This is a genomic window from Tahibacter harae, from assembly GCF_024437735.1.
GTDB lineage: Bacteria > Pseudomonadota > Gammaproteobacteria > Xanthomonadales > Rhodanobacteraceae > Tahibacter > Tahibacter harae.
In genome coordinates this window covers 92,564-119,199 of the sequence record NZ_JANFQO010000002.1, presented here as the reverse complement: position 1 = coordinate 119,199, position 26,636 = coordinate 92,564, and the positions used below count along the sequence as shown (strand labels likewise).

11 protein-coding genes are annotated in these 26,636 nt (G+C 70.0%); 6 read left to right on the top strand and 5 right to left on the bottom strand.

The window, feature by feature from the left end:
* Positions 1–86: 86 nt before the first annotated feature.
* Complete coding sequence (locus NM961_RS02300) at positions 87–1,037, top strand: UDP-glucuronic acid decarboxylase family protein (RefSeq protein WP_255910805.1); 951 nt, start codon at positions 87–89, stop codon at positions 1,035–1,037.
* Positions 1,034–5,167, top strand: coding sequence for a glycosyltransferase (locus tag NM961_RS02295; protein WP_255910802.1), 4,134 nt, complete (start codon positions 1,034–1,036; stop codon positions 5,165–5,167). The genes NM961_RS02300 and NM961_RS02295 overlap by 4 nt, the downstream gene beginning before the upstream one ends.
* Before the next feature lie 37 nt (positions 5,168–5,204).
* Here the strand turns inward: NM961_RS02295 and NM961_RS02290 are convergent, their stop codons facing one another.
* Entirely contained in the window at positions 5,205–7,643 is a 2,439-nt protein-coding gene (locus NM961_RS02290) for a hypothetical protein (RefSeq protein ID WP_255910799.1), read from the bottom strand.
* Positions 7,644–8,030: 387 nt separating this feature from the next.
* On the opposite strand from NM961_RS02290, the gene NM961_RS02285 reads away from it, so the two are divergent.
* Positions 8,031–8,540, top strand: a complete 510-nt coding sequence (locus NM961_RS02285; RefSeq protein WP_255910796.1) for a hypothetical protein — start codon at positions 8,031–8,033, stop codon at positions 8,538–8,540.
* Positions 8,541–8,968: 428 nt separating this feature from the next.
* Positions 8,969–11,374 carry a serine/threonine-protein kinase gene (locus NM961_RS02280; RefSeq protein WP_255910793.1) on the top strand — a complete coding sequence of 802 codons (2,406 nt, stop codon included), beginning with the start codon at positions 8,969–8,971 and terminating at the stop codon, positions 11,372–11,374.
* A gap of 309 nt (positions 11,375–11,683) precedes the next feature.
* Here the strand turns inward: NM961_RS02280 and NM961_RS02275 are convergent, their stop codons facing one another.
* Both NM961_RS02275 and NM961_RS02270 read right to left on the bottom strand, forming a co-directional pair.
* On the bottom strand, positions 11,684–14,461 hold the full coding sequence (locus tag NM961_RS02275) for a protein kinase domain-containing protein (RefSeq protein ID WP_255910790.1): 2,778 nt from the start codon (positions 14,459–14,461) through the stop codon (positions 11,684–11,686).
* On the bottom strand, positions 14,458–14,982 hold the full coding sequence (locus NM961_RS02270) for an ECF-type sigma factor (protein ID WP_255910787.1): 525 nt from the start codon (positions 14,980–14,982) through the stop codon (positions 14,458–14,460). Before NM961_RS02270 ends, NM961_RS02275 begins: the two co-directional genes overlap by 4 nt.
* A 423-nt stretch (positions 14,983–15,405) precedes the next feature.
* On the opposite strand from NM961_RS02270, the gene NM961_RS02265 reads away from it, so the two are divergent.
* Both NM961_RS02265 and NM961_RS02260 read left to right on the top strand, forming a co-directional pair.
* Complete coding sequence (locus tag NM961_RS02265; protein WP_255910784.1) at positions 15,406–15,981, top strand: NAD(P)H-dependent oxidoreductase; 576 nt, start codon at positions 15,406–15,408, stop codon at positions 15,979–15,981.
* A 192-nt stretch (positions 15,982–16,173) separates the two neighbouring features.
* Positions 16,174–17,853, top strand: coding sequence for an ABC1 kinase family protein (locus NM961_RS02260; protein WP_255910781.1), 1,680 nt, complete (start codon positions 16,174–16,176; stop codon positions 17,851–17,853).
* Between the two features lie 144 nt (positions 17,854–17,997).
* Here the strand turns inward: NM961_RS02260 and NM961_RS02255 are convergent, their stop codons facing one another.
* Together NM961_RS02255 and NM961_RS02250 are read right to left on the bottom strand one after the other, a co-directional pair.
* Positions 17,998–25,650: an Ig-like domain repeat protein gene (locus NM961_RS02255; protein WP_255910778.1), complete on the bottom strand. Its 7,653-nt coding sequence runs from the start codon at positions 25,648–25,650 to the stop codon at positions 17,998–18,000.
* On the bottom strand, positions 25,647–26,231 hold the full coding sequence (locus tag NM961_RS02250) for a hypothetical protein (protein WP_255910776.1): 585 nt from the start codon (positions 26,229–26,231) through the stop codon (positions 25,647–25,649). The genes NM961_RS02255 and NM961_RS02250 overlap by 4 nt, the downstream gene beginning before the upstream one ends.
* Positions 26,232–26,636 lie beyond the last annotated feature (405 nt).

Below are 26,636 nucleotides of genomic sequence, written 5' to 3'. Positions count from 1 at the left end.
GCATGGCGCGCAAGCTTAGCGGATCGACAGGGTTCCGTGGCCTTGCTATGTTGGCCGCTTCGGCAAGAACCAGGAACAGACTCTAGATGCGGGCTGGCGGGCAGAGAACGCTGGTGACGGGCGGCGCCGGTTTTCTCGGATCCCATGTGTGCGATGCCCTGATACGGCGCGGCGACGACGTCCTTTGCGTGGACAATTTCCACACTGGCACGCGCGGCAATATCGCGGCGCTGCTGGGGCACCCGCGTTTCACGCTGCTGCAGCACGACGTCACCGTGCCGCTGGACGTGGACGTCGAGCGCATCTTCAATCTTGCCTGTCCCGCGTCGCCGGCGCATTACCAGCGCGATCCCGTGCGCACCACGCTGACCTGCGTGCAGGGCGCGATGAACATGCTCGCCCTGGCCCAGCGCCGGCGCGCGCGCATCTTGCAGGCCTCGACCAGCGAGGTCTACGGCGATCCGGAAGTCCATCCGCAGCCCGAAAGCTACTGGGGCCGGGTCAATCCGATCAGCCTGCGCAGCTGCTATACCGAAGGCAAGCGCTGCGCCGAGACGCTGTTCTTCGACTACCACCGGCAGCATGCGCTGGAAATCAAGGTGGTGCGGATCTTCAACACCTACGGTCCGCGCATGGGCGTCGACGATGGCCGCGTCGTCAGCAATTTCATCGTCCAGGCGCTGCGCGGCGAGGACATCACGCTGCACGGCGACGGCAGCCAGACGCGCGCATTCTGCTATGTCGACGACCTGGTCGAAGGCCTGCTGGCCGCGATGGACGCACCGGCCGGATTCACCGGCCCGGTCAATCTGGGCAATCCCGCCGAACTGAGCATGCGCGAACTCGCCGAGCGCGTGCGGCGGCTCAGCGGCAGCACCTCGCGCATCGTGCAGCAGCCGCTGCCGCCGGATGATCCCAGGCTGCGCCGGCCGGATATCGCGCTGGCCGCGCAGGCCCTGGACTGGCGGCCCAGGATCGGGCTGGACGACGGGCTGAAGGAAACCATCGCCTATTTCCGTGCGTTGCTGCAGGCATGAGCCAGCCGCCGCCGACAACGGGAGCGCAGCGCACGGCGATCATTGTCGCCGGCATGCATCGCAGCGGCACGTCGGCGACGACGCGCATCATCAACCTGCTCGGCGCGCAGCTGGCGCGCGAGCTGATTCCCGCCGACATCGGCAACGAGCGCGGCCACTGGGAATCGCGCGCGGTGCAGGCACTGCACAACCGCCTGCTCGCGGCACTGGGTTCGGACCTGTATTCGCCGGTCAACTTCCCGGCCGCCTGGTTCGACAGCGCGGAAGCGCAGCAATGGACGGCGCATATCCGCGATCTGGTCGCCGGCGAATACCCGGCGTCGAACCTGTTCGTGCTGAAGGATCCGCGCATCGCGCTGTTCCTTCCGCTGTGGTCGCAGGCGCTGCGCCAGGCGCACATCGTGCCGCGCTTCGTGCTGCCGTTCCGCCATCCTGCGGCCGTCGCGGCTTCGCTGGAGGCGCGCGAGCGCCGGCTGGCCAGCGGCGACGCGCTGCCGCCGGCGCAGGGCATGGCGGTATGGCTGCGCTACGTGCTGGCGGCGGAAAAATTCACCCGCGGCGAGCTGCGCAGCTTCGTCGCGTTCGATGCCCTGCTCGCCGACTGGCGCGCGGAATTCGCGCGCCTGGGGCAGCAGCTTGCTATCGACTGGCCGGACTGGCCGCGGGCCGAGGCGGCGATCGACGATTTCCTCGACCGCGGTGCCGGCAGTCGCGCAACAGAAGAAACCGCTCATGACGCCGCCGGAATCTGGCACGACGTCCACGCCGGCCTGCTCCGCGCGGTGCAGGCGCCGCAGTCGGAATTCGCGGTCTTCGACAGCGCCGCGCAGTCGCTGGCCGCGGCCGAGGCGCTGCTCGGTCCCAGCATCGTCGCGCGGGAGCGCGTATTCGACGATCTGCGCCGCCGCGCCGATGCCGCTGCGCAGCAGCACGACAGCGAACGCGCCGACATGCATCGCCAGTTCGCCGTCGAGATCGGCCTGCGCGATGCACGGATTGCCGAAGCAGGCGCGCATGCCGCAATGCTGCAGCAGACCCTCGCCACACGGGAGCAGGAACGCAGCGCCGCGCTCGATTACGCCAGGTCGCTGGAGCGCGAGCGCGACATATCCGTAGGCTATGCCCAGGCGCTGGAGCAGGAGCGCGACAAATCCGTGGGCTATGCCCAGGCGCTGGAGCGGGAGCGCGACACATCCCGCGCCTACGCCCAGTCGCTGGAACAGGATCGCGACCGCGCCGCCGAAAACGCAGCGCAACGCGAGCGCGAGCACGCGGCGCTGCAGGCCCGCCTCGCCGCCGAAATCCACCTGCGCGACGCGCAGCTGGCCGAGGCGGCGGCCGAGGCGCGGCGCCAGGACGATACCGTGGCGCTGCTGCAGCGCGAGCACGGCAACGCCTCCGCCTATGCCGTATCGCTGGCGCGCGACCGCGACCGTGCGGTCGAATACGCGCGCCTGCTGAAAGAGAGCCGCGACGAAGCGCTCAAGTATGCCCAGGCGCTGGAACAGGCGCGCGACGAAGCGGCGGCACAAGCGCTTGCGCAGCTGCGGGAGCGCGGCGGCCTGCCCGTATTCTTCACCATCGCCTCGCGCAACTACCTGGCCTATGCCATCACCTTGATGCAGTCGGTGGCGGAGCACTATCCCGCGGCGCCGCGCTATCTGATCCTCGCCGACCGCGACGAAGGCGACGCCGCGCTGGATGCCGCGCCGTTCACCACCATCGCCGCCGAAGCGCTGGCGCTGCCGGATTTTGCCGCGTTCGCGTTCCGCTACACCATCATGGAGTTCAATACGGCGATCAAGCCGTATGCGTTCGCCCATCTGCGCCGCCTGCATCCGGATGCGGGTATCGTCTATCTCGATCCCGATATTCTGGTGGTCGCGCCGCTGGCCGAAGTCGAAGCCGCTTTCGCCGGCGGTGCGCTGGCGGTGCTGACGCCGCACCTCGTCGACCCGGTGGACGACGGCCTGCAGCCGGGCGAGCGCGATATTCTGCTCAGCGGCACCTACAACTGCGGCTTCGTCGCGATAGGCGCGCATGAACAGGCCGATCGCCTGATCGCCTGGTGGGCGGAGCGCCTGGAATTCGGCGCCTTCAGCGATATTGCTGCAGGCCTGTTCACCGACCAGAAGTGGATCGACCTGGTGCCTGGCCTGTTTCCCGCGGTGCAGGTGCTGCGCGACAAAGGCTACAACCTGGCGTACTGGAATCTGTCGCAGCGCCCGGTATCGCGGCGCGGGCCGCATTGGTATGCGGGACAGCAGCGCCTGGCCTTTGTCCACTTCAGCGGCGTGGATCTGCAGCATCCGGCGCAGTTCTCCAAGCACCAGAACCGCCATACGCGGGCGACGATAGGAAAACTCAAGCCCCTGTACGCGGAGTATCTGCGCCGCCTGGCCGCAAACGGCCACGCCGAACACTGCGGAAAACCCTATGCCTACGGCCGCTTTGCCGACGGCGAGCCGATCTGCGCGCCGGTGCGCGCGGTGTACCGGCGCTATTTCGACAAGGGCAGGGCGCAGCCGCAGCGCGATCCGTTCGCGATGGACCGGCGCCTGTACGACCTTCCCTGCGAAGAACTGCCCGCGCGCGCCGATGCACCGGTGACGCGCCTGATGTACGCCGTGTGGAAGCTGCGCGCCGACCTGCAGCAGGCCTTCGACCTGGGCCAGGCCGCGGGCCGGCGCGGCTTCATCCGCTGGTTTGCGCGCGCCGCCCAGGCCGAGATGGGCATACCCGCGCGGCATCTCCAAGCGGCGCGCGACAGCCTGGCGACCTACGCGGCGGACCACGCGCAGGACGCCGTGCAGGAGCGCTGGCGTTCGGCACAGGGGCCGGCAGGCCGCGCAGCGTCCGCGTGCCTGGACCTGATCAACTGGAGCTGCCGCTTCCGTCCGGTGCTGCGTTTCTACGCGCTGATCCCGCAAGACGCGCGCAACCGCGTGCGCCGCCGGCTGGAACGCATGGCCGGCAGGCCGGCCCTGGCCGCCGCGACGACTGCCATTGCACGAAGCACGGGCGGCATCAATCTGGTGGGCTATGCCCATGGCGAATTCGGCGTCGCCGAGGTGCTGCGGCGTTATGCGCATGCGCTGCAGGGCGGCGGCGTGCCCTTCGTGGTGCGCAACTTCGCCACCGGCGTCGCCAGCCGCCAGGGCGACCGCAGCATGCAGCGATTCCTGTCCGAGGAATGCCGCTACGACGTGAACCTGTTCTGCATCAATGCCGACCAGATGCCGGTGGCACGCGAACAGCTGGGCGATGCGGTGTTCGCCGGGCGCTACAACATCGGCTGCTGGTTCTGGGAACTGGAGAAATTCCCCGGGCAATGGCATGGCGCCATCGATATCGTCGACGAAATCTGGGTGAGTTCGCCGTTCGTGCGCGATGCGATCGCCGCCTGCACCGGCAAGCCCGTGCATATCGTGCCGGTCGCGCTGGAGGTGAACCTGCCCGGGGATTGCGCGCGCAGCGAATTCGGCCTGGCCGAAGGCGTATTCCTGTGCCTCTTCAGCTTCGACTTCAACTCCTTCGTGGTGCGCAAGAATGCCGAAGGCGTGATCGCCGCCTTCCGCCGCGCCTTCGCCGATGGCCGCCGTGACGTGCGCCTGCTGATCAAGACGACCAATGGCGCGCGCTTCCCGCAGGCCTTGCAGCAGCTCATCGACACGGCCGCGGCCGACGACCGCATCGAAGTGCGCGACGGTTTCCTCGACCGCCGCGGCATGTGGGCGCTGCAAGCCAGCTGCGACTGCTATGTCTCGCTGCACCGTTCCGAAGGCCTTGGCCTGGGCATGGCCGAATGCATGCTGCTGGGCAAGCCGGTAGTCGCCACGGCCTATTCCGGCAACCTGGCCTTCATGGATGCGGACAACAGCTGTCTGGTCGATTACAGCTTGATCCCGGTGCGCGAGGGCGAGTATCCGGCCTGGCAGGACCAGCACTGGGCCGAGCCGGACATAGAACAGGCGGCGGCCTATCTGCGGCGGCTGGCCGACGACCCGGTCTATGCGCGCCAGATTGGAGAAAACGCCAGGACCAGCGTGAGCCGGCGCCTTTCGGCCGCGGCCTGCCTGGCGGCGATAAGCGCGCGGCTGACGGATATCCGCTCGCGGCGGCCGGGCTGATTCTGCGGCGCGGCCGTGCGAGGCCGCGCCGGCTCGGCTACTGCGCTTTCGTGCGCTCAGGCGGACGATCGCCCGCCAGGGGATCGAGGTCTCCGGCCGCGCGGAGGCTGACATCGCGCACATAGGCCCAGTCGCAATCGCCGTTGTTCGCCGCGCCGGGCGCCATCTTCAGCCATACCATGCCGTCTGCATCGGCGGTCACGGGGCCGAGCCGGAAGCGGCGCGCCGGGCGCAGCGCCGCATCGGCGAACGGGTTGTAGCGGTATCCCGCCACGGCGTCCGTGCCGCCGCCGGCCTGGACCTCGACACCGTCGCCGCCGCGGCACCCGGCATCGGTGAACGCATTGAGCACGATGCCGACTTCGCCGGAAACGACGTAGCTGCCGGCGCCGGTCCTGAAACCCAGCTGCGCGGGACTGTGCATGAACAGCACACGCCGCCCGCCTTCTTCCAGCGTGCGCACCTCGCCACTCACATTTTCCGGTTGCTGCGAGAAACCGGGAAAGAAGGCATCCCGCAGCGCCGGCGGCAGCGGGCCGCGCGGTCGGCGCGGCAACTGCGCCGCGTTCCACTGCACGTCGCCGGCAAACAGGGGGCGCAGCGCATCGCTCTGCGGCAGCAGGCGGAAACGCCGTACGGCCGGCAGATCAGCACCGGCGAACAGGCGCACATAGTCGTCCAGCGACTGCACCAGCGGCGACACTAGGAAACCGCCCGGCGCCGCGCCGCGGCCCAGCCGGAAGCGCCGGGTCGTACCGTCGGCAAGTTCCAGTTCTATGAATTGCAGTGGCTCGCGCAACAGGAGTGCCATGGCCTTGCCGGCCAGCGAGAGTTCGCTGCGCAAAGCCAGCGCGGTCACGCTTTCCGGTGCCGCCGGCAGGTCGGTCCATTCGCCCCAGGGCGTCTGCCGCCAGCCGGTTTCCGCCGCCAGCGGCGGCGGCGCGGACGCCGCGCCCTTTTCCAGCAGCAGATAGGATTTTTCCACCAGTACTGGATGGTAATTCTGGTACAGCGTGGTGAACGCGAGCGCGTTTTCGCTGCTGGGCAGGTTGCCGTCGATGGGCGAATACGCCAGCAGCACGAAATCCGTGCGCTGCGGGCCGCTAAGCGCCGCGGCATTCAATTGCTGCAGGCGCGGCGTATAGGCGCCGTAGCCCTGGAACACGGGCGAAGGCCGGTAGGCCAGGCCGTTGAAGATGACCACGCCCTGCTGCGTGCCCAGCAGATCGACGCTGCGGCGCCCGACGGCGGCGCGGGTCTGCGGCAGATCCAGGCGCAGGCGCTCGCGTTCCAGCGCCGCGATGAGCGCCGGCCGATAGGTGAGGGGGCGCAGCAGCAGGCCGGCATTATTCTTCAGCACGTCCACGCTCGCCCTCGCCAGATCGCCGTACTGGTACCCCGTGCCGGGATTGAAACAGCGGTCGGCGACGGGCACCACGGCCAGGGCCAGGAACAGGCTCAGCGCGCGCAGCCGCGGTGGCGGCGCGGGCGTCATTCCCGGCAGCAGCGGCAGCACCAGCCAGGCCGTCAGCGCGAAGATCGCGACATGGGTATCGGCACGGGTGAAGCCGGCGCGCCAGGCGACGAAAATGGTAAGGCCGCAGAGCGCGATGCAAGTTAGCCGGGCGGGATCGCGGCGCGCGCGCCAGGCCGCCCACAGCCCGGCGCCGCCGCAGCCGGCCAGCACGCCGAGGCCGTAGATGTCGTAGCGCAGCGGCGGCGGAATGCCCATGGCCGCGGTATAGCCGCGGGACATTTCCAGCACGTTGACGATGAAGGGCAGCAGGTCGTACAGGCGCTGGCCGCTGAGGGTCCACAAGGCGAGGGCGCAGGCCGGCACCAGCAGCAGCCAGGCCAGCGCCTGGCGCCACAGGCCGGTGGCCAGCAGCACGGCCGTGCCCGCGAGCCACCAGGCCACGATGAGCAGCAGGCTGCTCATCTTGATCAGCAGGATGGTTGCCGCATACAGCGCCGCGACCACGAGCAGCAGCCACAGTGCGCGCCGCCGCCCGGCGGCCGCATGGGCGTGCAGGCCGGCCAGCGCGAACACCGGCATGGACAGCCACACCGGGTCGGCCGCCAGCAGCGGCGCGCCGATCAGTACCGCCGCCGCCAGCATCAGCCGTTCGGGCCAGCGCTGCGCGAACCAGGCGTTCGCGAACAGGAAGGCGGCCGCCGCGGCCAGCGCGATCTGCGCCGCGACGAAGGCGCCGTAGGTGCCCGGATCGCAGGCATTCAGCGGATAGAGATAGCCCAGCGGACCGTAGGTGAACACGATCTCGCTGCCCCAATGCAGCCCGTGCATGCTCGCCCAGCGCAGCACCATGGTCCACGAAGGATCGAGTTCGTCGCCGGCGACCGAGCCGCCGAAGCGTACGCTGGCCATGAGGAACAGCAGGCCGGCCAGCGCTGTTGCTGCCAAATCCAGGACGCTGGCGCGCGGCGGCAGCGCCGGTTGCGCGGTGCGGGCGTTCACGATGGCGTACCCGGGCGGGCGCAGCAATGGTGCAGCCCGCCTGGGAGCCGCGCCGTCTGCGGGCTTTCCGGCGCCGTGCGGTTTCGGCCGGCGGCGGCGCGCCGGCTGGGCAGACGATGCAGGCCGGCAGCGGGGCATCCGGGCCGGGGCAGGCGGTTGCGGAAATAGCTGTTCAAGAAGGGCCGCGCGCGGAAATGGCCGATGGTAGCGCGCGGGAGCCGTGGCAGTGCAATGGCCGCGGCGGACCGGGGGCCGGAGCGGCCCGGCATCGGCCGTTGCGGCAGCGTTCGCATCGTTTCCCGCGGCGGCCGTGCCGGGACTTGGCGCGCCCGCCGCGACACGTGAGAATCGCGGGCCGCGCCACTGCGGCCCACGAAGGACAAACCCATGCGTCGCGCCCCGATCCGTTCCGCCGCCGGCCTCGCGCTGGGCCTGCTCGTCTTTGCCGGCAGCGCCGCCGGCGACGGCGCGAAGTCCCGTCTCGAACAGGTCATGGGCGCGAAATTCCGCGAGGCGGGACTCGAACGCGCCACGCCCGCCGAGATCGCCGTGCTGGAGCAATTCATCATCGAGCACGCTGACGAACTGCGCGCGCTCGAGCACCGGTCCGACAGGAAATCGGCCGCGGCCGTCACCGGCGCGGACGCCGAGCGCGAGCGCCGCGCGGACAAGAACGTCGTGTCCAGCCGCATCGCCGGCGAGTTCAAGGGCTGGCGTCAGGGCACGACCCTGACCCTGGAGAACGGCCAGCAATGGCGCATCGACGACAACAGCACGCTGACCGTCCCGCGCGCCCTGGCCAACCCTGCGGTGACGATCAAGCCCGGCACCTTCGGCAACTGGTGGTTGCGCGTGGAGGGCTATAACACGACGGCGAAGGTGAAGCCGGCGAATTGAGCGGCGCGGCGCCGGCCGGCGCAATGCGTGGCGTCGGCGGACCCGCACCCGCACCGCCGCCGCCGTTCCCGGCGCTATCGATCACGCCATTGCCACCGGGCTGGCCGGACGCTGACTTCCCGCTCAGTGGTGCTGCCGGCTTCCCCGGCGCGGGACGCGACACCGCCGGATTTCCCGGGCCGCTGCGCGGGCGCGCACAGCAGGGCCCCGGCCGGAAGATCCGCGGCGCGGTCCGGCATGGGGCATCGGTGTAAAGTTCAACTTGTGGCCGGCGAAATGATGCGGATGCGGCCGCCTCCGGCGCCGGAATGCCTGCGTAAAACAGACGGCCGGACTGTCATGCCGGACACCGTGCGCTGGTGGAATACCGGGTCGCAGACAAGCCCCGGGAAATGACGCTATCGTTGCGCGCATCCCAGGGGGTCTTCATGCAACGTGAGCACTTTGCGCAGGTCCGAGCGCTGTTCGACGCCGTCTGCGATCTGGACGAACCCCTGCGCAGCGCGCGCCTGCGCGAACTCAGCGGCGATGCGGCCGTCGTCGCCAAAGTGCAGGCCCTGCTCGACCGAACCGAGATGAACCCCTGGCAGATCGTGGAGCCGGCGCTGAAATCGCTGGCGGCGGCGGGCGGGGAAGTGCAGGTCGGCGACCGCCTGGGCAACTGGACCCTGCTGGCGCAGATCGGCCAGGGCGGCATGGGCACGGTCTACCGCGCCCAGCGCAACGACGGTCATTTCGAGCAGATCGCCGCGGTCAAGCTGCTGCGCGGCATTCCCAGCAGCGAGGCGCTGGAGCGCCTGGCGCAGGAACGCCAGATCCTGGCCCGGCTGTCGCATCCCAACATCGCCCGCTTGCTCGACGGCGGCGCCACGCCGTCGGGCCAGCCTTACCTGGTCATGGACTACGTCGAAGGCGTGCCCATCGACGACTATCTGCGCCAGCGTGGCCTGGCGCTGCCGGAGTTGCTGCGGCTGCTGATCGCGGTCGCCGACGGCGTCAGCTTCGCCCACCAGCGCCTCATCGTTCATTGCGACCTGAAGCCGGGAAATATCCTGGTCGATGCGCAGGGGCGTCCCGTCCTGCTCGATTTCGGCATCGCCAGCCTGATCGACGACCGCGGCCTGTCTGCAGCTGCCGTCGACGAGCGCAGCTCGCGCGCGTTCACGCCGGGCTATGCCAGCCCCGAGCAGCGTGCGGGCAGCGAGGTATCGACTGCGACCGACGTGTATGGACTGGGGCGGGTGCTGTGGCATCTGCTGCAACTGGGCAGGACCGCCGCGGCGCCGTGCCCGGCCACGGACCGCTGGGACGCGGCTGCCGTCGACGATCCCGCCAATGCCGCGGTGCCGCGCGCGCTGCGCGCAATCGTGAAACGCGCGACGGCCGCCGACCCGGCCCAGCGCTACATCAGCGTCAGCGCCTTCGCCGATGACCTGCGCCGTTTCCTCGATCGCGAGCCTGTCGCGGCGATGGGCGCGCAGCGCGGCTATCGCCTGGCCTGCTATCTGCGCCGCAACGCGCTGGTGCTGAGCCTCGCGGCCGTCGCGGTGCTGGCCCTGCTGGGCGGCCTGTTCGGTACCTTGCTCAGCCTGCGCGACGCACGCCTGCAGCGCCAGCAGGCCCAGGCCGCCGGCGCGCGCGCCGAGCGCACCGCCGAATTCCTCGGCAACCTGCTCAGCGCGGCCGACCCCGATCAGGCGCGCAACCTGGATACGCGCCTGGTGCGCCTGCTGCTGGACGACGCGGCGCGCAATGCGCAGAAGGAACTGGCCGACGAACCGCGGGTGCTGGCACAGATCAGCGCGGTGATCGGCAAGACCTACCACCAGATCAGCGAATACGCGCTGGCACAGCAGTATCTGCAACGAGCGCTGGACCTGATGCCGCCCGGGCAGTTGCGCGAGCGCCTGGCCGTGCGCCAGAAGATCGCCCACGCCCTGGCCGCCCAGGGCCAGACGCCGCTGGCGCTGCAGCAGTACGAAGCCATCCTGCGCGAACGCGAACAGGTTTTCGGCGCCGATGATCCCGATACGCTGGAAAGCGCCCATGCGCTGATCTTCCAGTGGACCGACAACGGCGATTTCCCGCATGCGCTGGAAGCCAGCAGCGCGCTGCAGCCGCGGCTGGAGCGGCTGCTGGGCAGCGACCACGAAACCACGCTGGCCAACCTGCAGACGCTGGCGATCGCGCGCACCGAACTGGGCCAGTTCGCCGCCGCCGAGGAAACCCTGAAATCCTTGCTGCAGCGGCGCCTGCGCGTGAATGGCGAACTGAACTCGCAGACCATCGCCGTGCAGACCAGTCTGGCCATCCTGTACCTGCGCCAGCAGCGCTTCGCTGAAGCCGAGGCCCTGCTGCGCGGCTTGCTGCCCAAGGCCGAACAGCGTTTCGGCAATCTCAGCTTCGCCGCGATCAACTTCGCCGCGCTGCTCGGCAGCGCCCTGCGCCTGGGCGGCAAACTCGACGAGAGCCGGCCCTATTACCGCCAGGCGCTGGACCGCGCGACGCAGGCCTGGGGCGCGGACAACACCCGCACGCTGAACTACGAACTGAACTATGCCAACCTGGAAGTCGCCAGCGGCCAGGCCGATCCGGCGCTGCAGCGCCTGGCCAGGATAGAACCGGCATTGACCAGCAGCCTGGGCGCGGAAAGTCCCGCCCTGGCCGAACTCGAACGCACCCGCGCCCGCGCGCTGGCCGCCCTGGGCCGCACCGCTGCCGCACGGCAGGCTTGGCAGCGCGCGCTCGCCATCGACCGCAAAGTGTTCGGCGACGACGCGCATCCGCAGATCGTGGAGGATCTGGCGGGGATTGCGGCGCTGAAGGAAGCCTGATCCATGCATCCGCCCGGCAGCTGTGCGGAAGCCATCGGACAGACCGTGGCGGACGGGGTGCGCAAGGCCAGTGAGCAATGCAGGGGGGATCGACAACGGCGCTTCGGTGCCTTGCGCATCGTGGTCCCGTTCGCTGTTCCGCTGACTGCGCACGACAGGAAATCCGCCGTGACTGCCGCGGCAGGAAGCTGCACCGATTGCCGGCTGCGAAGAAACACATCGGCAAACCCGGCCAGCCGCAGGCCCAGGCAAAGGCGCAGCCCGGGTGACAGCGGCCGCCGCAGCGCGGACCCGTGCCACTACCGCCCCTCAGCGCCCGGCCAGCGCCTCGATCCGCGCCAGCAAGGCCGGCTCGATCCGGCTGCGATCCTGTACCAGCGCGACCGCGCGGCGGGCGGCATCGCGGGCTGCGCGGCTATCGCCCAGGCGGGTGTGTAGCGATGCCAGCTGGTCCAGCAGTTCGATCCGGTGCAAATTTCCGGCAGGCGCGAGTTGCTGCCACAGGGCCAGCGCCTGGTGGATATCGGCCAGTGCCTCGGCGGGGCGGCCCAGCGCGGCCAGTGCGCTGGCGCGTCGTGCCAGCACGGTCTCGGCGGTGGTGCCGTGCTGCTTGTCCAGGCGTGCCAGCAGGTCGTGCGCCTGATCGCACAGGGCCAGGGCTGCGGCGGGGTCGTTGCGGCGCAGGCTCAGTTCTGCGCGCAACTGCCACAGCTGGGCCATCCAGTGATGCCCCTGGGGAAAGATTTCCTGCGCCATCGCCAGCGCGCGGGCGCTGCTCGCGTCGGCCTGGTCCAGCTCGCCCGTGGCCAGGGCGAGTTCGGTCTTGATGGCATAGGTTTCGATGCAGGAGCGCGTGGCGTGCCGGTCGGGATGTTCGCACCACTGCGCCGCGGCGCGGATGTGCCGGGCCGCCGCGGCCGGGTCGCGCCGGCGCAGTTCCAGCTTGCCCAGGCTGGCGAGGGTATTGGCCACGCGCAGATGGCCGTCGCCGTAGACGGCCCGCATCATCGCCAGGGCGCGGACCAGCACGGGCTCGGCCTCGTCCAGGCGCGCCTGCAGGCTCAGCGCGTCGCCGAGATTGAGCAGGGCCAGCGCGATGCGGTCATGCGGCGCATCGTAGATCCGTTCGGCGGTGGCGAGGGTTTCGCGCAGCAGGGACTCGGCAGCCGCCATCTGGCCCAGCGTGTGGTACACGCGCGACAGGTCGGTAAGGCCCTGGAGAAAGTCCTGGTCCGGCGCGCGCCCGCTGCTGCGCCAGGCCTGCAAGGCGGATTCCAGCAACTGCACGGCATCGGCGTGGCGGCCCGAGCCCACCAGCAGATTGCCGCGCACCAGGTCCGCCCGTATGGCACCCAGGGTGCCTTTGCCATACACGGCCGCGGCCTGCCGTGCCGCTTCGGCGGAGATGGCCAGCGCCTGCTCGGTGCGCGCCGAGTACATCAGCGCGCTGGCGTAATTCTGCAGTCCGTCCACGCCGGCGGCGCTGATATCGGCGCGCATCTGCGGCAGCAGCGCGGCGTAGATGCTGCTGGCATCGGCGTAGCGCGACTGATGGATCAGCAGGCTGGCCTGGAGCAGGCGGATCCGCGTCACGGCCGTGTCGGTCGGTGCGTAGAAGGTTTGCGCCAGTTCCAGCGCCTGGTCGTAGAACTGGCCGGCCTGGGCATAGTCGCTGCCCGCCATGCGGACTTCGCCCAGCGTGCGCAGCAATTCCACGCGCGTGGGGACGGAAAGATCGGTCTGCGTCTGCAGGCGCGTGCCGGCGCGCTGTACCAGCTGATCCAGGGTCAGGCGCTGGTCCGGCAATTGCCCGGCCTTGGAGGCATCGAACAGTTCGATCAGGAAATCGCGCACCGCCGTGGCGCGCTGCGCCTGTTCGCGGGCGACATGGGCCTGCCACAGCGCCAGCGAGACGCCGATCACGATGGCCGCCAGGGCCAGCAGCGCGGCGGCCGACGCCGTGCGGTTGCGCTGCATGCTCTTGCGCAGGCGATACCAGACCGAGGGCGTGCGCGCGGCCACCGGCTGGTTGTGCAGATAGCGTTCGAGATCGTCCGCCAGCAGCGCCGCCGAGTGATAGCGGCGGCCCGGATCCTGCGCCGTCGCCGTGTTGTAGATCGCATCCAGGTCGCCGCGCAGCAGGCGTGCCAGGACGGGCGCGGCGGGCATGCCGGCAGGCAGCGCCGCCGCATCGGCGCAGGCGCGCGACAGATCGGCGCGGGCAGGGCTGCGCGGCGGCATCTGTCCGGTGAGCAGTTCCCCCAGCAGGATGCCCAGCGCGTAAATATCGGTTGCCGTGCTCACCGGCCCCGGCAGGTATTGCTCCGGTGCCGCATAGCCGGGCGTCAGCGCAATTGCGCAGGTCTGGGTGGCCTGCTGATCGTCGTCGTCGAGCAGGCGGGCGATGCCGAAATCCAGCACCTTGATCTCGCCTGCGGTGTTGACCAGCACGTTGGAGGGTTTCAGGTCGCGATGCACCACCAGGTTGCGGTGCGCGCTGTCGATGGCGCGGCAGACCGTGACCAGCAGTTCCAGGCGCGCGCGCAGGTCCAGGGCGTGCGCATCGGCATAGGCAGTGACGGGCAGGCCATCGACGAATTCCATCGCGATGTAGGGAATGCCGGCCTCGCTGATGCCGCCTTCGATGAGTCCGGCGATATGCGGATGCGACAACTGCGCCAGCACGCCCTGTTCGCGCCGGAAACGCCGCTGTCCGTCGGCGGAGAACAGGCCTGTGCGCAGCAGCTTCAGCGCCACCGTCTGCATGCCGGCGCCGCTGGCGCGCTGGGCGCGGAACACCACGGCGCTGCCGCCCTGTCCCAGCACGGCGCCGAGCCGGTACGGTCCTATGCTGCTGCCGACCAGGCCGGCGCCGTCGTCGTACGGCGGCGTGTACTGCTGTGCCAGCGCGGCCGCGGAGGTGGCCAGCAGCGGCGCGTCCTGCAGATCGGCGGCCAGCAGGGCCAGCAGTTCCTGCTGCAGTTCCGCATCGAGCGCGTGCGCCGCGAACCAGGCCTCGCGCTGCGGCGGCGTCAGGTCGATCAGGTGATCGAAACACGCGCGCAGATCGGGCGGCGCCGCACTCACGTCAGCCGGGCTTTGAGGAAGGCGGAAGCGAAACGCCAGTCGCGCGCCACTGTACGCGGCGCCACGCCCAGCAGCGCGGCCACCTGGTCCAGGCCCAGGCCGGCGAAATAATGCAGCTCCACCACGTCGGCCGCGCGCGGGTCGTGCAGCAGCAGGCCGTCGAGCGCCGCATCCAGCTCCAGCGCCTGCGCCGGATCGACGGTGAGCGCCTCCACATCCGGATCGGTGAGGGCTACCCGCAGGCGCCTGTCCTCGCGCTTGAGGCGCATCTGCAATTTCGCGCGGTCGAGCAGGATATGGCGCATGGCCTTGGCGGCGTAGGAAAAGAATTGCCGCGCCTCGCCGAAGCGCAGGCGCTCGGCGTCGGCCAGTTTCAGGTACAGCTCGTTGACCAGGGCCGTCGTGTGCAAGGTGTCGGGAGCGCCGCCGCGCCGGCGCTCGCTGCGCGCCAGGGCGCGCAGTTGCAGGTACAGACCGTCGACCAAGTCATCCAGGCCGCGGGCATCGACGACGTGCTGCATGGACCGGGGGTTCTGACGGGGGAGTTCACGGTACAGGCAAGACCGCGGTTTTTCCACCCGGCCCCCGGCCAGTCTTCGGGCCTCGCGGCGTAGCGCGTCCGGCGAGTGCCGTCGTTCAGGCCGCCAGCACAGTTCGTCTGCACCGCAGGCGAAAGCGCTCCCGGTGCCGCAATCATGGCGCGCCCAGGGAACAGGGCTGCGAACTCGTCGTGATGGCCTCGCGCGGGCGCCGCGGCATGGCTGCCCGGCGCCGGGCGGCGTCACGCGGAACAGGCCGACGCACTCGACGAACCCGCTGCCCAGGGTGCTACGAGGGGGGCTGCTGCAGCGTGGGCCGGGTTTGACCGGTGTCAACATGCAAGCTCGTGCCGCCGCCGATCATCGCCGGCATGGGCCGCCAACGCGGCGCCGGGAGTACCTTGCATGAGCCGCATCACCCTGATCCAGGGCCATCCCGATCCCGCCGGTGGCCATTTCTGTCACGCGCTGGCCGATGCCTATGCGGCGTCGGCCGCAGAGGCTGGCCACGAGCTGAGCCGCATCGACGTCGCGCAGCTGCCCATCGAGTGGCTGATGAGCGAACGGGAATTCCAGTCCGGAGCCGTGGCCGGGCCGCTGCGGCTTGCCCAGGAGCAGATCCGCTGGGCCGGTCACCTCGTGATCGTGCACCCGCTCTGGCTCGGCATGATTCCAGCGCGGCTCAAGGCGTTCTTCGAGCAGGTACTGCGGCCCGGCTTCTCCCACCGCGCCGAATCGCAGCGTTTTCCCGAGGCCCTGCTGCGCGGCCGCAGCGCGCGCGTGATCGTGACCATGGGCATGCCGGCGCCGGTCTATCGCTGGTGGTACGGCGGCCACGGCACGCGCGCACTGCGCAGGAGCATCCTTGGTTTCTGCGGCATCGCGCCGGTGCGCGAAACGCGCATCGGCCTGGTCGGCGTGCCGGCCGTGCGCGAGCGCGCGCTGCGGCGGCTCGCCGATCTCGGCAGGCGTGGCGGTTGAACGTGCCACCGCCAGCCGGGGGCCAGCGGGCAGCCACCGTGCAGACATTGCCGCTGCCGGCGCCTTGCGGGAACGCAGTCCCGGCCGGGCCGGGAATGCCGCCGATCGCGCTTCCGCGGCGGCGGCCGCGCGATCCGCGGCCGCCGCGTGCGGCGAATCGCCAATAACGATGACAGCAAAGGCGCGGCACCGATGTGGGACACCCTGATCGCCAGTTACGACACCCGTCGCGTGCAGACCCTGGCGGGCATCCTGATACGCCACGGCTTCGGCGATCTGCTGCGCCGGCTCGGCATTGCGCGCGCGCTGCATCGTGTCGATGGCACGATACCCGTGGAGCGGCTGGAACACTGGATATCCCAGCCCGTGCCGGTGCGTGTGCGCCATGCACTGGAAGAGATGGGGCCCTGCTTTGTCAAGCTGGGCCAGCTGCTGGCGACGCGGGTGGACCTGTTTCCGCCCGAGTGGATAGCCGAGTTCAGCCTGCTGCAGAACGCTGTGCCGGCGCTGCCCTTCGAGGCTGTACGGAGCGAGATGGAGCAAGCGCTGGGGCAGGCGCCCGAAGCGTTTTTCCAGTGCATCGAATCCACGCCGCTGGCGGCCGCATCGATCGCCCAGGTGCATCGCGCGCGGCTGCCGGACGGGCGCGAAGTCGTCATCAAGGTGCGCCGCCCCGGCATAGTGCCGCTGGTCGAGGCGGACATGCGCCTGCTGCAGTACGCCGCACGCCGCATCGAGGCGCGTTTTCCCGGGTTGCGGCGCTTCCATCCGGTCGGCATGGTGCGGCAATTCCGCGCCTCCCTGATGCAGGAGCTGGACCTGGCGGCCGAATGCCGCAACGCCGAGCGCATTGCCGCACGCTTCTCCGGCGATCCGCGCATGATCGTGCCCGCGGTGTACTGGCCGTGTACCAACGAACGCATGAACGTGCAGGACTATGTCGACGGCATTCCGCTCGCCGACTTCGCCGGGCTGGAGCGGGCGGCGATCGATCGCGCGGCCATCGCGCGTGCCGGTGCCCAGCTCGTACTGAAAATGATGCTGCGCGACGGTTTCTTTCATGCCGATCCGCATTCGGGCAACGTCTTCGCGCTGCGCGACGGGCGCATCGCGTTGATCGATTTCGGCATGGTCGGGCGGCTGTCGCCGGCGCGGCGCGACGAAGTGGTGCAGCTGCTCTCCGGGCTGGTGGAACGCGACGCCGATCGCGTCTGCGCCGTACTGCTCGACTGGTCGGACGGCGGCGACGGGGATACGGCGGAACTCGCGGCCGATGTCGATGCGTTCATCGACCGCTACCACAGCGTGCCCCTGGCACAGCTGGATCTGGCCCGCATGCTGCTGGACCTGACCGCGCTGCTGCGCCAGCACGGGCTTGCGCTGCCGGCCGATCTCGCGCTGCTGATCAAGGTCTGCCTGACCCTGGACGGGCTGGGCCGCCGCCTCGATCCGGCATTCGACATGGCGGCACAGGCGCGGCCTTTCCTGCGCCGCGCGATGATCGAGCGCTATCGGCCGGCCGTGCTTGCGCGGCGCGGCATCGCCGCCGTCGGCGACTTCTCCGAACTGGCCATTGCGCTGCCGCGGGAATTGCGCCGGCTGCTGCGCACCTTGCAGGGCGGCAAGGCCGGTCTGCGCATGCAGGTCGACGAGCTGCGCGATTTCAGCCGCGACGTCAGCCATTCCGCCAACCGCCTGGCCGGCGGTCTGGTGATTGCCGCGCTGATCGTCGGTTCGTCGATCACGATGACCGTGGAAGGCGGTCCGACCTTGCTTGGCCTGCCGTTCTTCGGTCTGCTCGGTTTTGTCGGCGCCTCGCTCGCGGGCATCTGGCTGCTCTGGGCCATCTTCCGCAGCGGCGGCGGCCGCTGACCGGGCGGTGTTGCGTCCGGTACGGCCGGCGCGGGTCCTGGCGCAGGCGCGCGGCGAATCGGCAGTGGCCCGCGCCGCCGGGCCGTGCCCGTCCGGGCGAATGCGCGCGACGGCGCACTCGCCCGGGCCGCTGCCAGTCCAGCCTCACTCTACTGGACACGCATCCGGATCTCCCGGCAGTTGCAGTCCGTTGCGGAAGATCGCGTTCAGCAGTCCCAGCACGGTGACATTGATCGCCGTGGCCTGGCTGGCATCGTGGTTGGCATCGCCGCCGTAGCGTGCGCCCAGCGCCAGCGTCGCCACTGCCTGCTGGTGGGCCGAGAGCGTCGCCACGCAGGTGGCCGCCCCGCTCAGCAGCGGCAGGTTGACGCACAGGGAAGCCGGACCGTCGTCGAAGCTGACGCTGCCGGTCGCGTTGATGCCGCCGTTGAGCCGCGCCACCAGCGTATACGGCTGGTTCTCGACGAAGGTGCGCTGGCAGTCGCTGGTCAGCGTCAAGGTGGTGGCCGCCTTGGCGATGACAGCGGCGGCATTGCCCGTGGCGGTGTAATTGGTACCAGCGCAGCTGGCCGTCACCGGCGTGCTGCCGGCACCGGGGCCTGCGCTGGACGGCGTCACCGTGCAGCTGGTCGCCGGTTCGTCGTGGATGCGCGCGGTGATCGCCTTGGCGCTGCCGTCGTAGGTGAAGTTCAGCGTGCCGAAGTCCACCGTGCTCGCGGCGCGGGCGATGACGGCCGTGGCGCCGCCGCTGGCGGTGTAGTGGGTTCCTTCGCAGCTGGCCGTCACCGGCGTGCTGCCGGCATTGGGGCCTACGCTGGACGGCGTCACCGTGCAGCTGGTCGCCGGCTCGTCGTGGATGCGTGCCGTCACCGTCTTGGCGCTGCCGTCGTAGGTGAAGTTCAGCGTGCCGAAATCCACCGTGCTTGGGGCACGGGCGATGACGGCCGTGGCGCTGCCGCTGGCGGTGTAGTGGATTCCTTCGCAGCTGGCTGTCACCGGCGTACTGCCGATGTCCGGCCCTATGCTGGACGGCGTCACCGTACAGCTCGTGGCCGGTTCATCGTGGATATGCGCGGTGACGGTCCTGGTGCTGCCGGTATAGACGAAGTTCAGCACGTCGAAGTCCACCGTGCTGACCGCGCGGCCGACCGTATGGCTCAGCGTGTTCGACACCGGCTGCTGCGCCGCGGCGTAGACCGCGTCGCCGCTGTACTGGGCCGTGAGGCTGTGCGGGCCGACGCCGAGGGCGGCCGTGGTGCAGGTGGCGGTGACCGGTGCTGTCGTGGTCAGGGCAAGATCAGTGCAGCCGCTGACCGGCGTTCCGTCGTCCTTGAACGTGACGCTGCCGCCCGGCGTCGCGCTGTACGGTGCGACGGGCTGCAGCGTGGCAGTGAAGGACAGCGGCTGGCCCCATTGGCTGGGATCGGTGCCGCTGCTCAGCGCCAGCGCGGTGCTTGCCCGTGCCGGCGCCGGCGTCGCGGCCAGGACATTGGAGGGCTGGCCGGTGGTCGCCGCATTGCGCGCCCGGACGCTGCAGCTCACCTCGACATCGTTGGCCAGGCCGCTCACGCTCACGGGCGAAGCCGGCCCGGTGGCCGACTGCGCGCCGCAGGTGGCCGTGTAGTCGAGGACCGCGCTGCCGCCATTGCTGGCCGGCGCGTCGAACACCAGGGTCACGCGCCCGTCGCCGGGCTGGGCCGCGGTCAGCAGCGGTGCACCGGGCGCGGCTGCCGGAGTGACGCTTGCCGGTCCGGCCGGCGCGCTGAAACCCATCGCGTTGTGGGCCGTGAGAAAACACTGGACCGCGGTTCCGTTGGTCAGGCCGGTGACGACCAGCGGCGATGCCGGACCGGCGGCGAACTTGCCGGCGCAGACCGCGCGGTAACTGTCGACAAGGCTGCCGCCATCGTTTTCCGGCGCAGAGAACGTGAAGGTGGCGCTGCCGTCGCCCGGCTGCACGCCGATCAGATTCGGCTTGCCCGGCACGGTGGCCGGCGTTACTTCGATGGCGTTGGAGGCAAGGCTGTGGCCCAGTGCATTGCGTGCGGTCACGCTGCAGCTCACCGGCGTGCCGTTGGTCAGGCCGGTCACCGCCAGCGGCGATTGCGTGTCTACGGCGGACTGCGCGCCGCAGCTCGCGGTGTAGTCGAGCACGGCGCTGCCGCCGTTGTCCGCGGGAGCGCCGAAGGTCAGCGTCGCGCGGCCGTTGCCCGGTGCCGCCTGCGTCAGCACGGGCGCGGCGGGCACATCGGCCACGCTGTGTGCGGCGGTGCCGCTGGAACCGGTGTTCGCGCTGTCGCCGGCGTAACTGGCGGTCAGCGTCCGACTGCCGCGCAGCGTTGAAACCAGCGTGCAATTTCCAACGGAGGGCGAGCCCGGCGTCAGTGCCGCCACGCACGAGGCGGCGCCGTCGGATACGGTCACCTGGCCGCCGGGTGCCGGCGTGCCTTCGCCCTGCACGGCCACGCTCACGCTGTAGGCCAGGTTCACGCGCGAGGGATTGGGCGTATGCGCGGTGATGGCGGCGCTGGTGCCGGCCCTGGGCGTGACGCTGACCGGATCGGAGGGCGGGCTGCTGCCGACGACGTTGTGTACGACGACGCGGCAGTCCACGGTCACGCCGTTCTGCAATCCGGTCACCACGACCGGCATGCCCGTACTGTTCTGAGTCTGCGCCCCGCAGGTGGTGGTATAGCCGGAAAACGGCGAGCCGACGTTGCTCATGCCGATCTGCACCGTGGCGCGGCCGTTGCCGGGCGTGACGGTGGAAATGATCGGTTTGGCCGGCAGCACCAAGTCCTGTACGGGCACGGAGAAGGCCGGCGAGACCGCCGCGCCATTGCTGTCGTCGCCGCCGTAGTACGCGGTCAGCGTGGCTGTGCCGCTCACGCCGGTGCCCAGCTCGCAGCTGCCGGTGGAAGGCGTACCCGGAGTCAGCGTGGCGACACAGGTCGGGTAGGCGTCGGTGCCGTCGAATACGCGCACGCGGCCTGTCGGTGGATTTGCGCCCGAGCCCGTCACGCTGACAGCGACTGTATAGCCGCGGCCGACTTCCGGCTGGGCGGGCGAGGTCGACACGATACTGACCGCACTCGCACTGAACGCGGCCGGATAGAGGTTGAGGAATACGTTGGAAACCAGCGGGGAATCCAGCGCCGCCAGATTGCCCGCATCGGAGACGAACACGCCCATGCCGTTGTCGGCCAGCGCATGCGCACCCGCGCTGCTGGCGGCGTCGGCCGCGCTGCCGCCGGCCGTCTGCGACAGACGCACGATCGCTGCATTGCTGCGGTCCTTGACGTAGTAGGCCGGCGTGCCGCCGCCGCCCGCGACGAGGTTGCCCTGGGCGCAGACGAAACCGACGAAACGCGCACCGGAACTGAACGCGGGCGAGGCACAGTCGCCGCCCGCGCCCTGCGCGCCGGCGGCCGTGGTGTTGACGCGCTCGATCGCGCCGGTCTGAATGTCCTTGACGAAGATATCGGCGACGCCGTTGTCGTCGCCGGGCACGAGATTGGTCGCCCAGGACACGAAGGCGACGTAGCGGCCGTCGGCGCTCACGGCCGGCTGCTCGCTGCGGCCGTTGGCGGGCACGCCGGCGGCGTCGGCGCTGACCAGCTGCATGGGCTGGGGCACGTTGTAGTACTCGCGCATGTTGCGTGCATACACGCTGCGCACGCCGGCGGCGCCGCTGACGCCGAGATTGGTGGCCTCGGACGCAAAGGCGAGGATGCGGCCGTCGTCGGAAATCGCCGGCTGCAGGCTGTTGCCGTTGGCCGCCACCGTCAGCGGATTGGCCGAGCCGTTGTTGTACGGCCGGTAGACGACAATATCGGTGAACCCGTTGGAATCGCCGGCGATGCCGCCATCGGCCGAGGCAAAGGCGATGATGCGGCCGTCGCCGCTGACCGCCAGCGGCGCCTGTGCGTCGGCGCTGGCCTGGGAACCGTAGAACAGGTTCATGCGCTGGATGCTGCCGCCGCTGGAATGCCGGCGGAACACATCGACCTTGCCGTTCGTGTCGCCGGCAACCAGGTTGCCGGCCGCGGACAGGAAAAACACGTCGCCGGTGTGCTCGGCCAGCGCCGGTGCGTAGCTCGCGCCGTTGGCGGGCGTGCCATCGGCGGCCGTGCTCAGGCGCGTCGCAGTGCCGCTGCCGCTGCGGTAGACGAATACATCGCGCTGGCCGTTGGCATCGCCGTCGATCAGGCGCGAGCTGAAGGAATCGTAGACGGCGATGCTGCCGTCGCGCGAGATCGCCGCGTTGTCGCTGTCGCCGTCGTTGCGCAGGCCGAAGTAGGCGCCGCTGGCGCGCTGGGTCAGGCCGGCCACGCGGTCGCGCACGAACACGTCGGCAGCGGCGTTGTTGTCCGGCGGCGCGATTGCCGCGGACACCGACTGGTAGGCCACGTAGCGTCCGTCGGCGCTGATCGACGGCCACATGCGCGTTTCCCATGGCACCTGGTCCTCCTGCGCCGGGGTGCTGCCGGGCAGAACGTGCTGGTTGACCAACTGACCGCTCTGGCGATCCTTGACGACCACCGCGACGTAGCCGGGCGATGCATTGATGCCGGTCTGGAACACGACGTAGCGGCCATCGGCGCTGAGCGACGGCGTGCGGCTGTTGCTGTAGGTAATGCTGGAAGCGGCCAGTTCGATCGCTCCGCTGCTCATGTCCTTGACGAATACGCGCTCGCCGTTCCAGATCAGGGCGGGCAGGTTGGTCGCGCTGCACTGGAACGCGACGTAGCGGCCGTCGGCGCTGATCGCCGGGTAGTCGCCGCAGGCGCCGTCGGCCACGGTGCCGTCCGCCAGGGCGCTGGCCAAGGAGGAAACACGGGTCTGGCGGTCCTTGACGAAGACGCGGTTGAGCAGGCCGTTCGCCGGGAAATTCGGCACCAGGTTGCCCGCGGTGGAGTTGTAGGCAACGTAGCGGCCATCGGCGCTGATGGCGGGAAACTGGCTGTGGTTGTCGCCGGGCTGATCGGCGCTGTTGCTGCTGACGAGGTCCAGCGCGCCGGTGGCGAGGTCCTTGACGTAGGTGTCGACGCGGCCGTTGGTATCGCCGGGCGCCAGCAGGCGGTAGGTGGCGAAGGCCACGAAGCGCCCGTCCGCGCTCAGCGAGGAACGCAGCGCCGTGGTGGCGAACGCGAGTTCGGGCGTGGTCGGCGCGCTGCCGTCGGCGCGCGTGGTCGCGCGCACCAGGGCGCCGCTGTAGAGGTCCTTGACGAAGACGTCCTTGTCGTTGCTGTCGCCAGGAAAGAAATTGCTCGCCTGCGATTCAAACGACACGAAGCGCCCGTCGGCGCTGATGGCCGGCAGGCGGCTGGCACCGTTGCCCTGCGCGCCGGCGGCGGTGACGCTGACGCGGCGCAGCCCGCCGTTGAGCTGGTCGCGCACGAATACGTCCTCGACGCCGTTCGTATCGTCGCCGACGAGGTCGGTCGCGCTGGAAGAGAACACCACGAAGCGGCCGTCCGCGGACAGCCCGCGGTTGGATCCGGTCGAGGCGGCGTTGCTTTCCGGATAGCCGCTGCGCGCCTGCGATACCCAGCGCGGATACGGCGCCGCCGGCGTCACCGTCTGCATCACCGCGGCTGTGGTCATGGCCGGATAGTTGGCATCGCCGCTCCAGCTGGCGACCAGCTGATGCGTGCCCGTACTGCTGCCGCGCCAGGCGCAATGGCTGGCCGGCAGCACGATCTCGCAGCTGTCGCTGCCGTTGCTGACGACGATGGTGCCGCTGGGCGCCGGCGTGGCGCCGAAGGGCGCGACTTCCAGCGCCACCACCACGCTGGCCGCCTGTCCCAGCGGCACGCTGGACGGATTGTTGCTGACGATGGCGAAGCTGCGCACCGAATGGGCGAGCGAGGCCGAACTGCTGCCCATCCACAGCCCCTGGTCGGCGAACGACGCGGTGAGCGGGTGCACGCCGGCACGGTTGGAAGCGAGCTGGCAGGACGCGGTTTCGTCGGGCGTGCCGGCCAGCGTGGCGGTGCAGCGCGCGGTCAGCGGATCGCTGTCGTCGCCGTCGCGCACGATGACGGTGCCCTGCGGATGGCCGCCCTGGTCCGGAACCTCGCGTACCTGCACCTGTACGGTATACGGCTCGTAGGGCTTGGTCAGCGACGAGGACTGCGCCAGGATGCTGGTCGCAGTCGCGCGTCCGGCGAGCACGGTATGCACCACGCTGGCCTGGGCCGGCGCCACGGCGCTGTCGCCGCTGTAGCACAGCCGCAGCGTATGCGTGCCGGGGCTGGAAAAGCGGATGGAACAGCCGTGCGCCGGCAGTGTCGCCGAGCACTGCAGTGCGGGATCGGCCGGCGCGGAAGCGCAGTCGGCCGCTTCCTTCACCACGACGCTGCCGCTGGCCTGCACCGGCGCGCCTCCGCCCGGCGGCACCAGCGCCCAGTCGAAATTGACATCGACGCCGATGGCGGACGGGGAGGGGGCCTGCGTGATGTTCGCGAACGTCACCACGCCGGTAGCGTCGTGCGCGACGCTGGCGGTATTGCCGTCCCAGCCGCCCCAGCCGACGTAGTCGGCGGTCAGTATCTTGCGGCCGGCGGTCACGGGCGTGAGCAGGCAGCTGCCGCTGCCGCCCGAAGCCGGCGTGAGATCAATGGAACAGGCCGCCGTCAGCGGGTCGCCGCGCGCGCCGTCGCGCACGATCACGCTTCCCCGCGGCGTGCCGCTCATCAGGTTGTAGCCGGCCTTGGCCACCGTTACCTGCACGGTGTACGGCGTCACGCCGGAACTGGTGCCGGGCGTGGCCGGGTCTATCTGCATCGCGGTGTTGGCGCCCGGCGTGAAGTACCAGTTCACCGCCGGGTTGAAGCGCATGCGGGTCGGGTAGATCAGGCGCCAATGGTTGGGCGCCAGCGGCGTGAGGCCGACCAGGGTGCCGGCGAAGCCGACCTCGTCGATGAAGCGCACCACCATGGAGCATTCGCCGCCCTGCGGATTGTTGAAGAAACCGGCGAACACCGCGCTGGTGCGATAGTCGTCGGCCGTGCCGGCGAGGCCGTCGATACCGGCCCGCGCCAGCTGCAGCATGGCCAGGTCGTCATGGTGCAGATGACGGCCGACCTGGCCCTGCACATAGCCCTGTACCGCCACCGCCTCGCTGTTGGGATGGCCCAGCGCAGCCATCACCGCGCTGTTGGCGTTCGCGGCGAAATGCTGGCCCGGCGGCAGATGGTCCAGCGTGCGCGCCATCGTGGTCGTATCCACCACCGCAGGCAGCACGGCGGGATCGTTGGTGCCGCGCGGATACCAGAGCAGGTTCACGTCGTCGCCGCGCTGGTCGTCGGCCGAGCCGGGAATGCCGTCGGCATCGCCAAGGTGATCGAGCACGTTGTTGGCGCCGTCGGCGCTGCGCGAGTCGCCATAGTTGTAGCCGCCGGCGCCCGCGGGATTGTTGGCCTGGTTGGGATGATCCAGGCCGTTGGCGTGCATGAATTCGTGCAGCAGCACGGTTTCGAAATCCACCTGGTCCGGGGGCGCGCTGGTCGCCGCACCTTCGGCATAGGTGTTGTCCGCCAGCGAACGGATACGGTTGTAGGTGGCGACGACATTGCGCACCGCCGGTTCCGCGGCGGCGGCCAGGGCCGGGTTGACCGAGTTGTCGATGCAGACGCGGATCTGCGCCAGCTCGCCGCCGGCGCCCTGGTAGTTCTGATGTGCGACGCGGCCGGGTTCGTCCTCTTCGACCGCGATGAAGCTGCCGGCGCCAGCCAGCTGCGGCAGCGCGGTCGCGGCGAAAGCGATCAATGCGGTCAGGCGGGTGCGGTTCATTTCGCGCCCTCCGCCGCCACAGGCTTGCCCGTGCGCGAAGCCAGCGCACGCAGAGCCGCTACCGCTTGCGCGACGCGGCCCGCCTCGGCCGATTCGGGCTGGCGCGCCGCCGCCTGGCGCGGATCACCCGCCACCAGCTGGCGCAGCGCATCGCCCTCGCGCCAGCGCAGGGTGTACACATCCGCATCCGGCTCGGCGAACACGACCGGGCCGGCCGCCGCATCCTTCCATACCTGCCTTGTCTGTGCGCCCAGGCGCCGCGGATCGATCTTGCGCAGTTCCTCCGGCGCCACCGCGCTTTGCAGCGCCGCCCATTCCCGCGCATCCAGACGCAGCTCGTACTCGCCCGCCTCGCGCAGAAACCAGGGCCGGCGCACGGCGACGCAGCCGTCGGCATGGGCGCGCACCTCGACCCGGTTTTCCTCGCCGTCGCGCATTGCCCCGCTGGCGATGGAAAGCTCGAACGCCGGCGGCGGCGACCCCGCGCAGGCGCCGCCCGCGGCCATCACAGGGAGCGGTGCGGCCAGGGCGAGGGCAGCGATGGTGCCTTGGCACCAGGGAGGAACAGGGCGACGGGACATGGACGGCTCCGGAATTGCCGCAAAGGGGGCAGCATCAGCGTGTCTTCCGTTTTTTTGACCCCGAAAAAATCATCCGGACCGAAAAAAGTGCGGCTGCTCCGGCGGCGGCACCGCCGACTGTCCGCCCTGGCCTGCCCATGGACCTGCGCGGACGCCGGCTGCACTTGTACGGTTCCGGCAACAGCAACGACACGGTCGACTTGCTGATAGGCGCCACTGTCACCCATGGCATCCGGGTTCCTGCGACCGTAACGGGGTGCAGCACGGGGGCGCTCCGGACAATCTGCGGATCGGAAAGCGCGGTTTCGCCGATACTTGCGACAGCGGCGATGTCAGATTCGACCGGTGATGCGTGCTGGCCGATGCCTGGTCTCTGGTTGCCAGGTTGCCCTGTCGGCTTGGCCG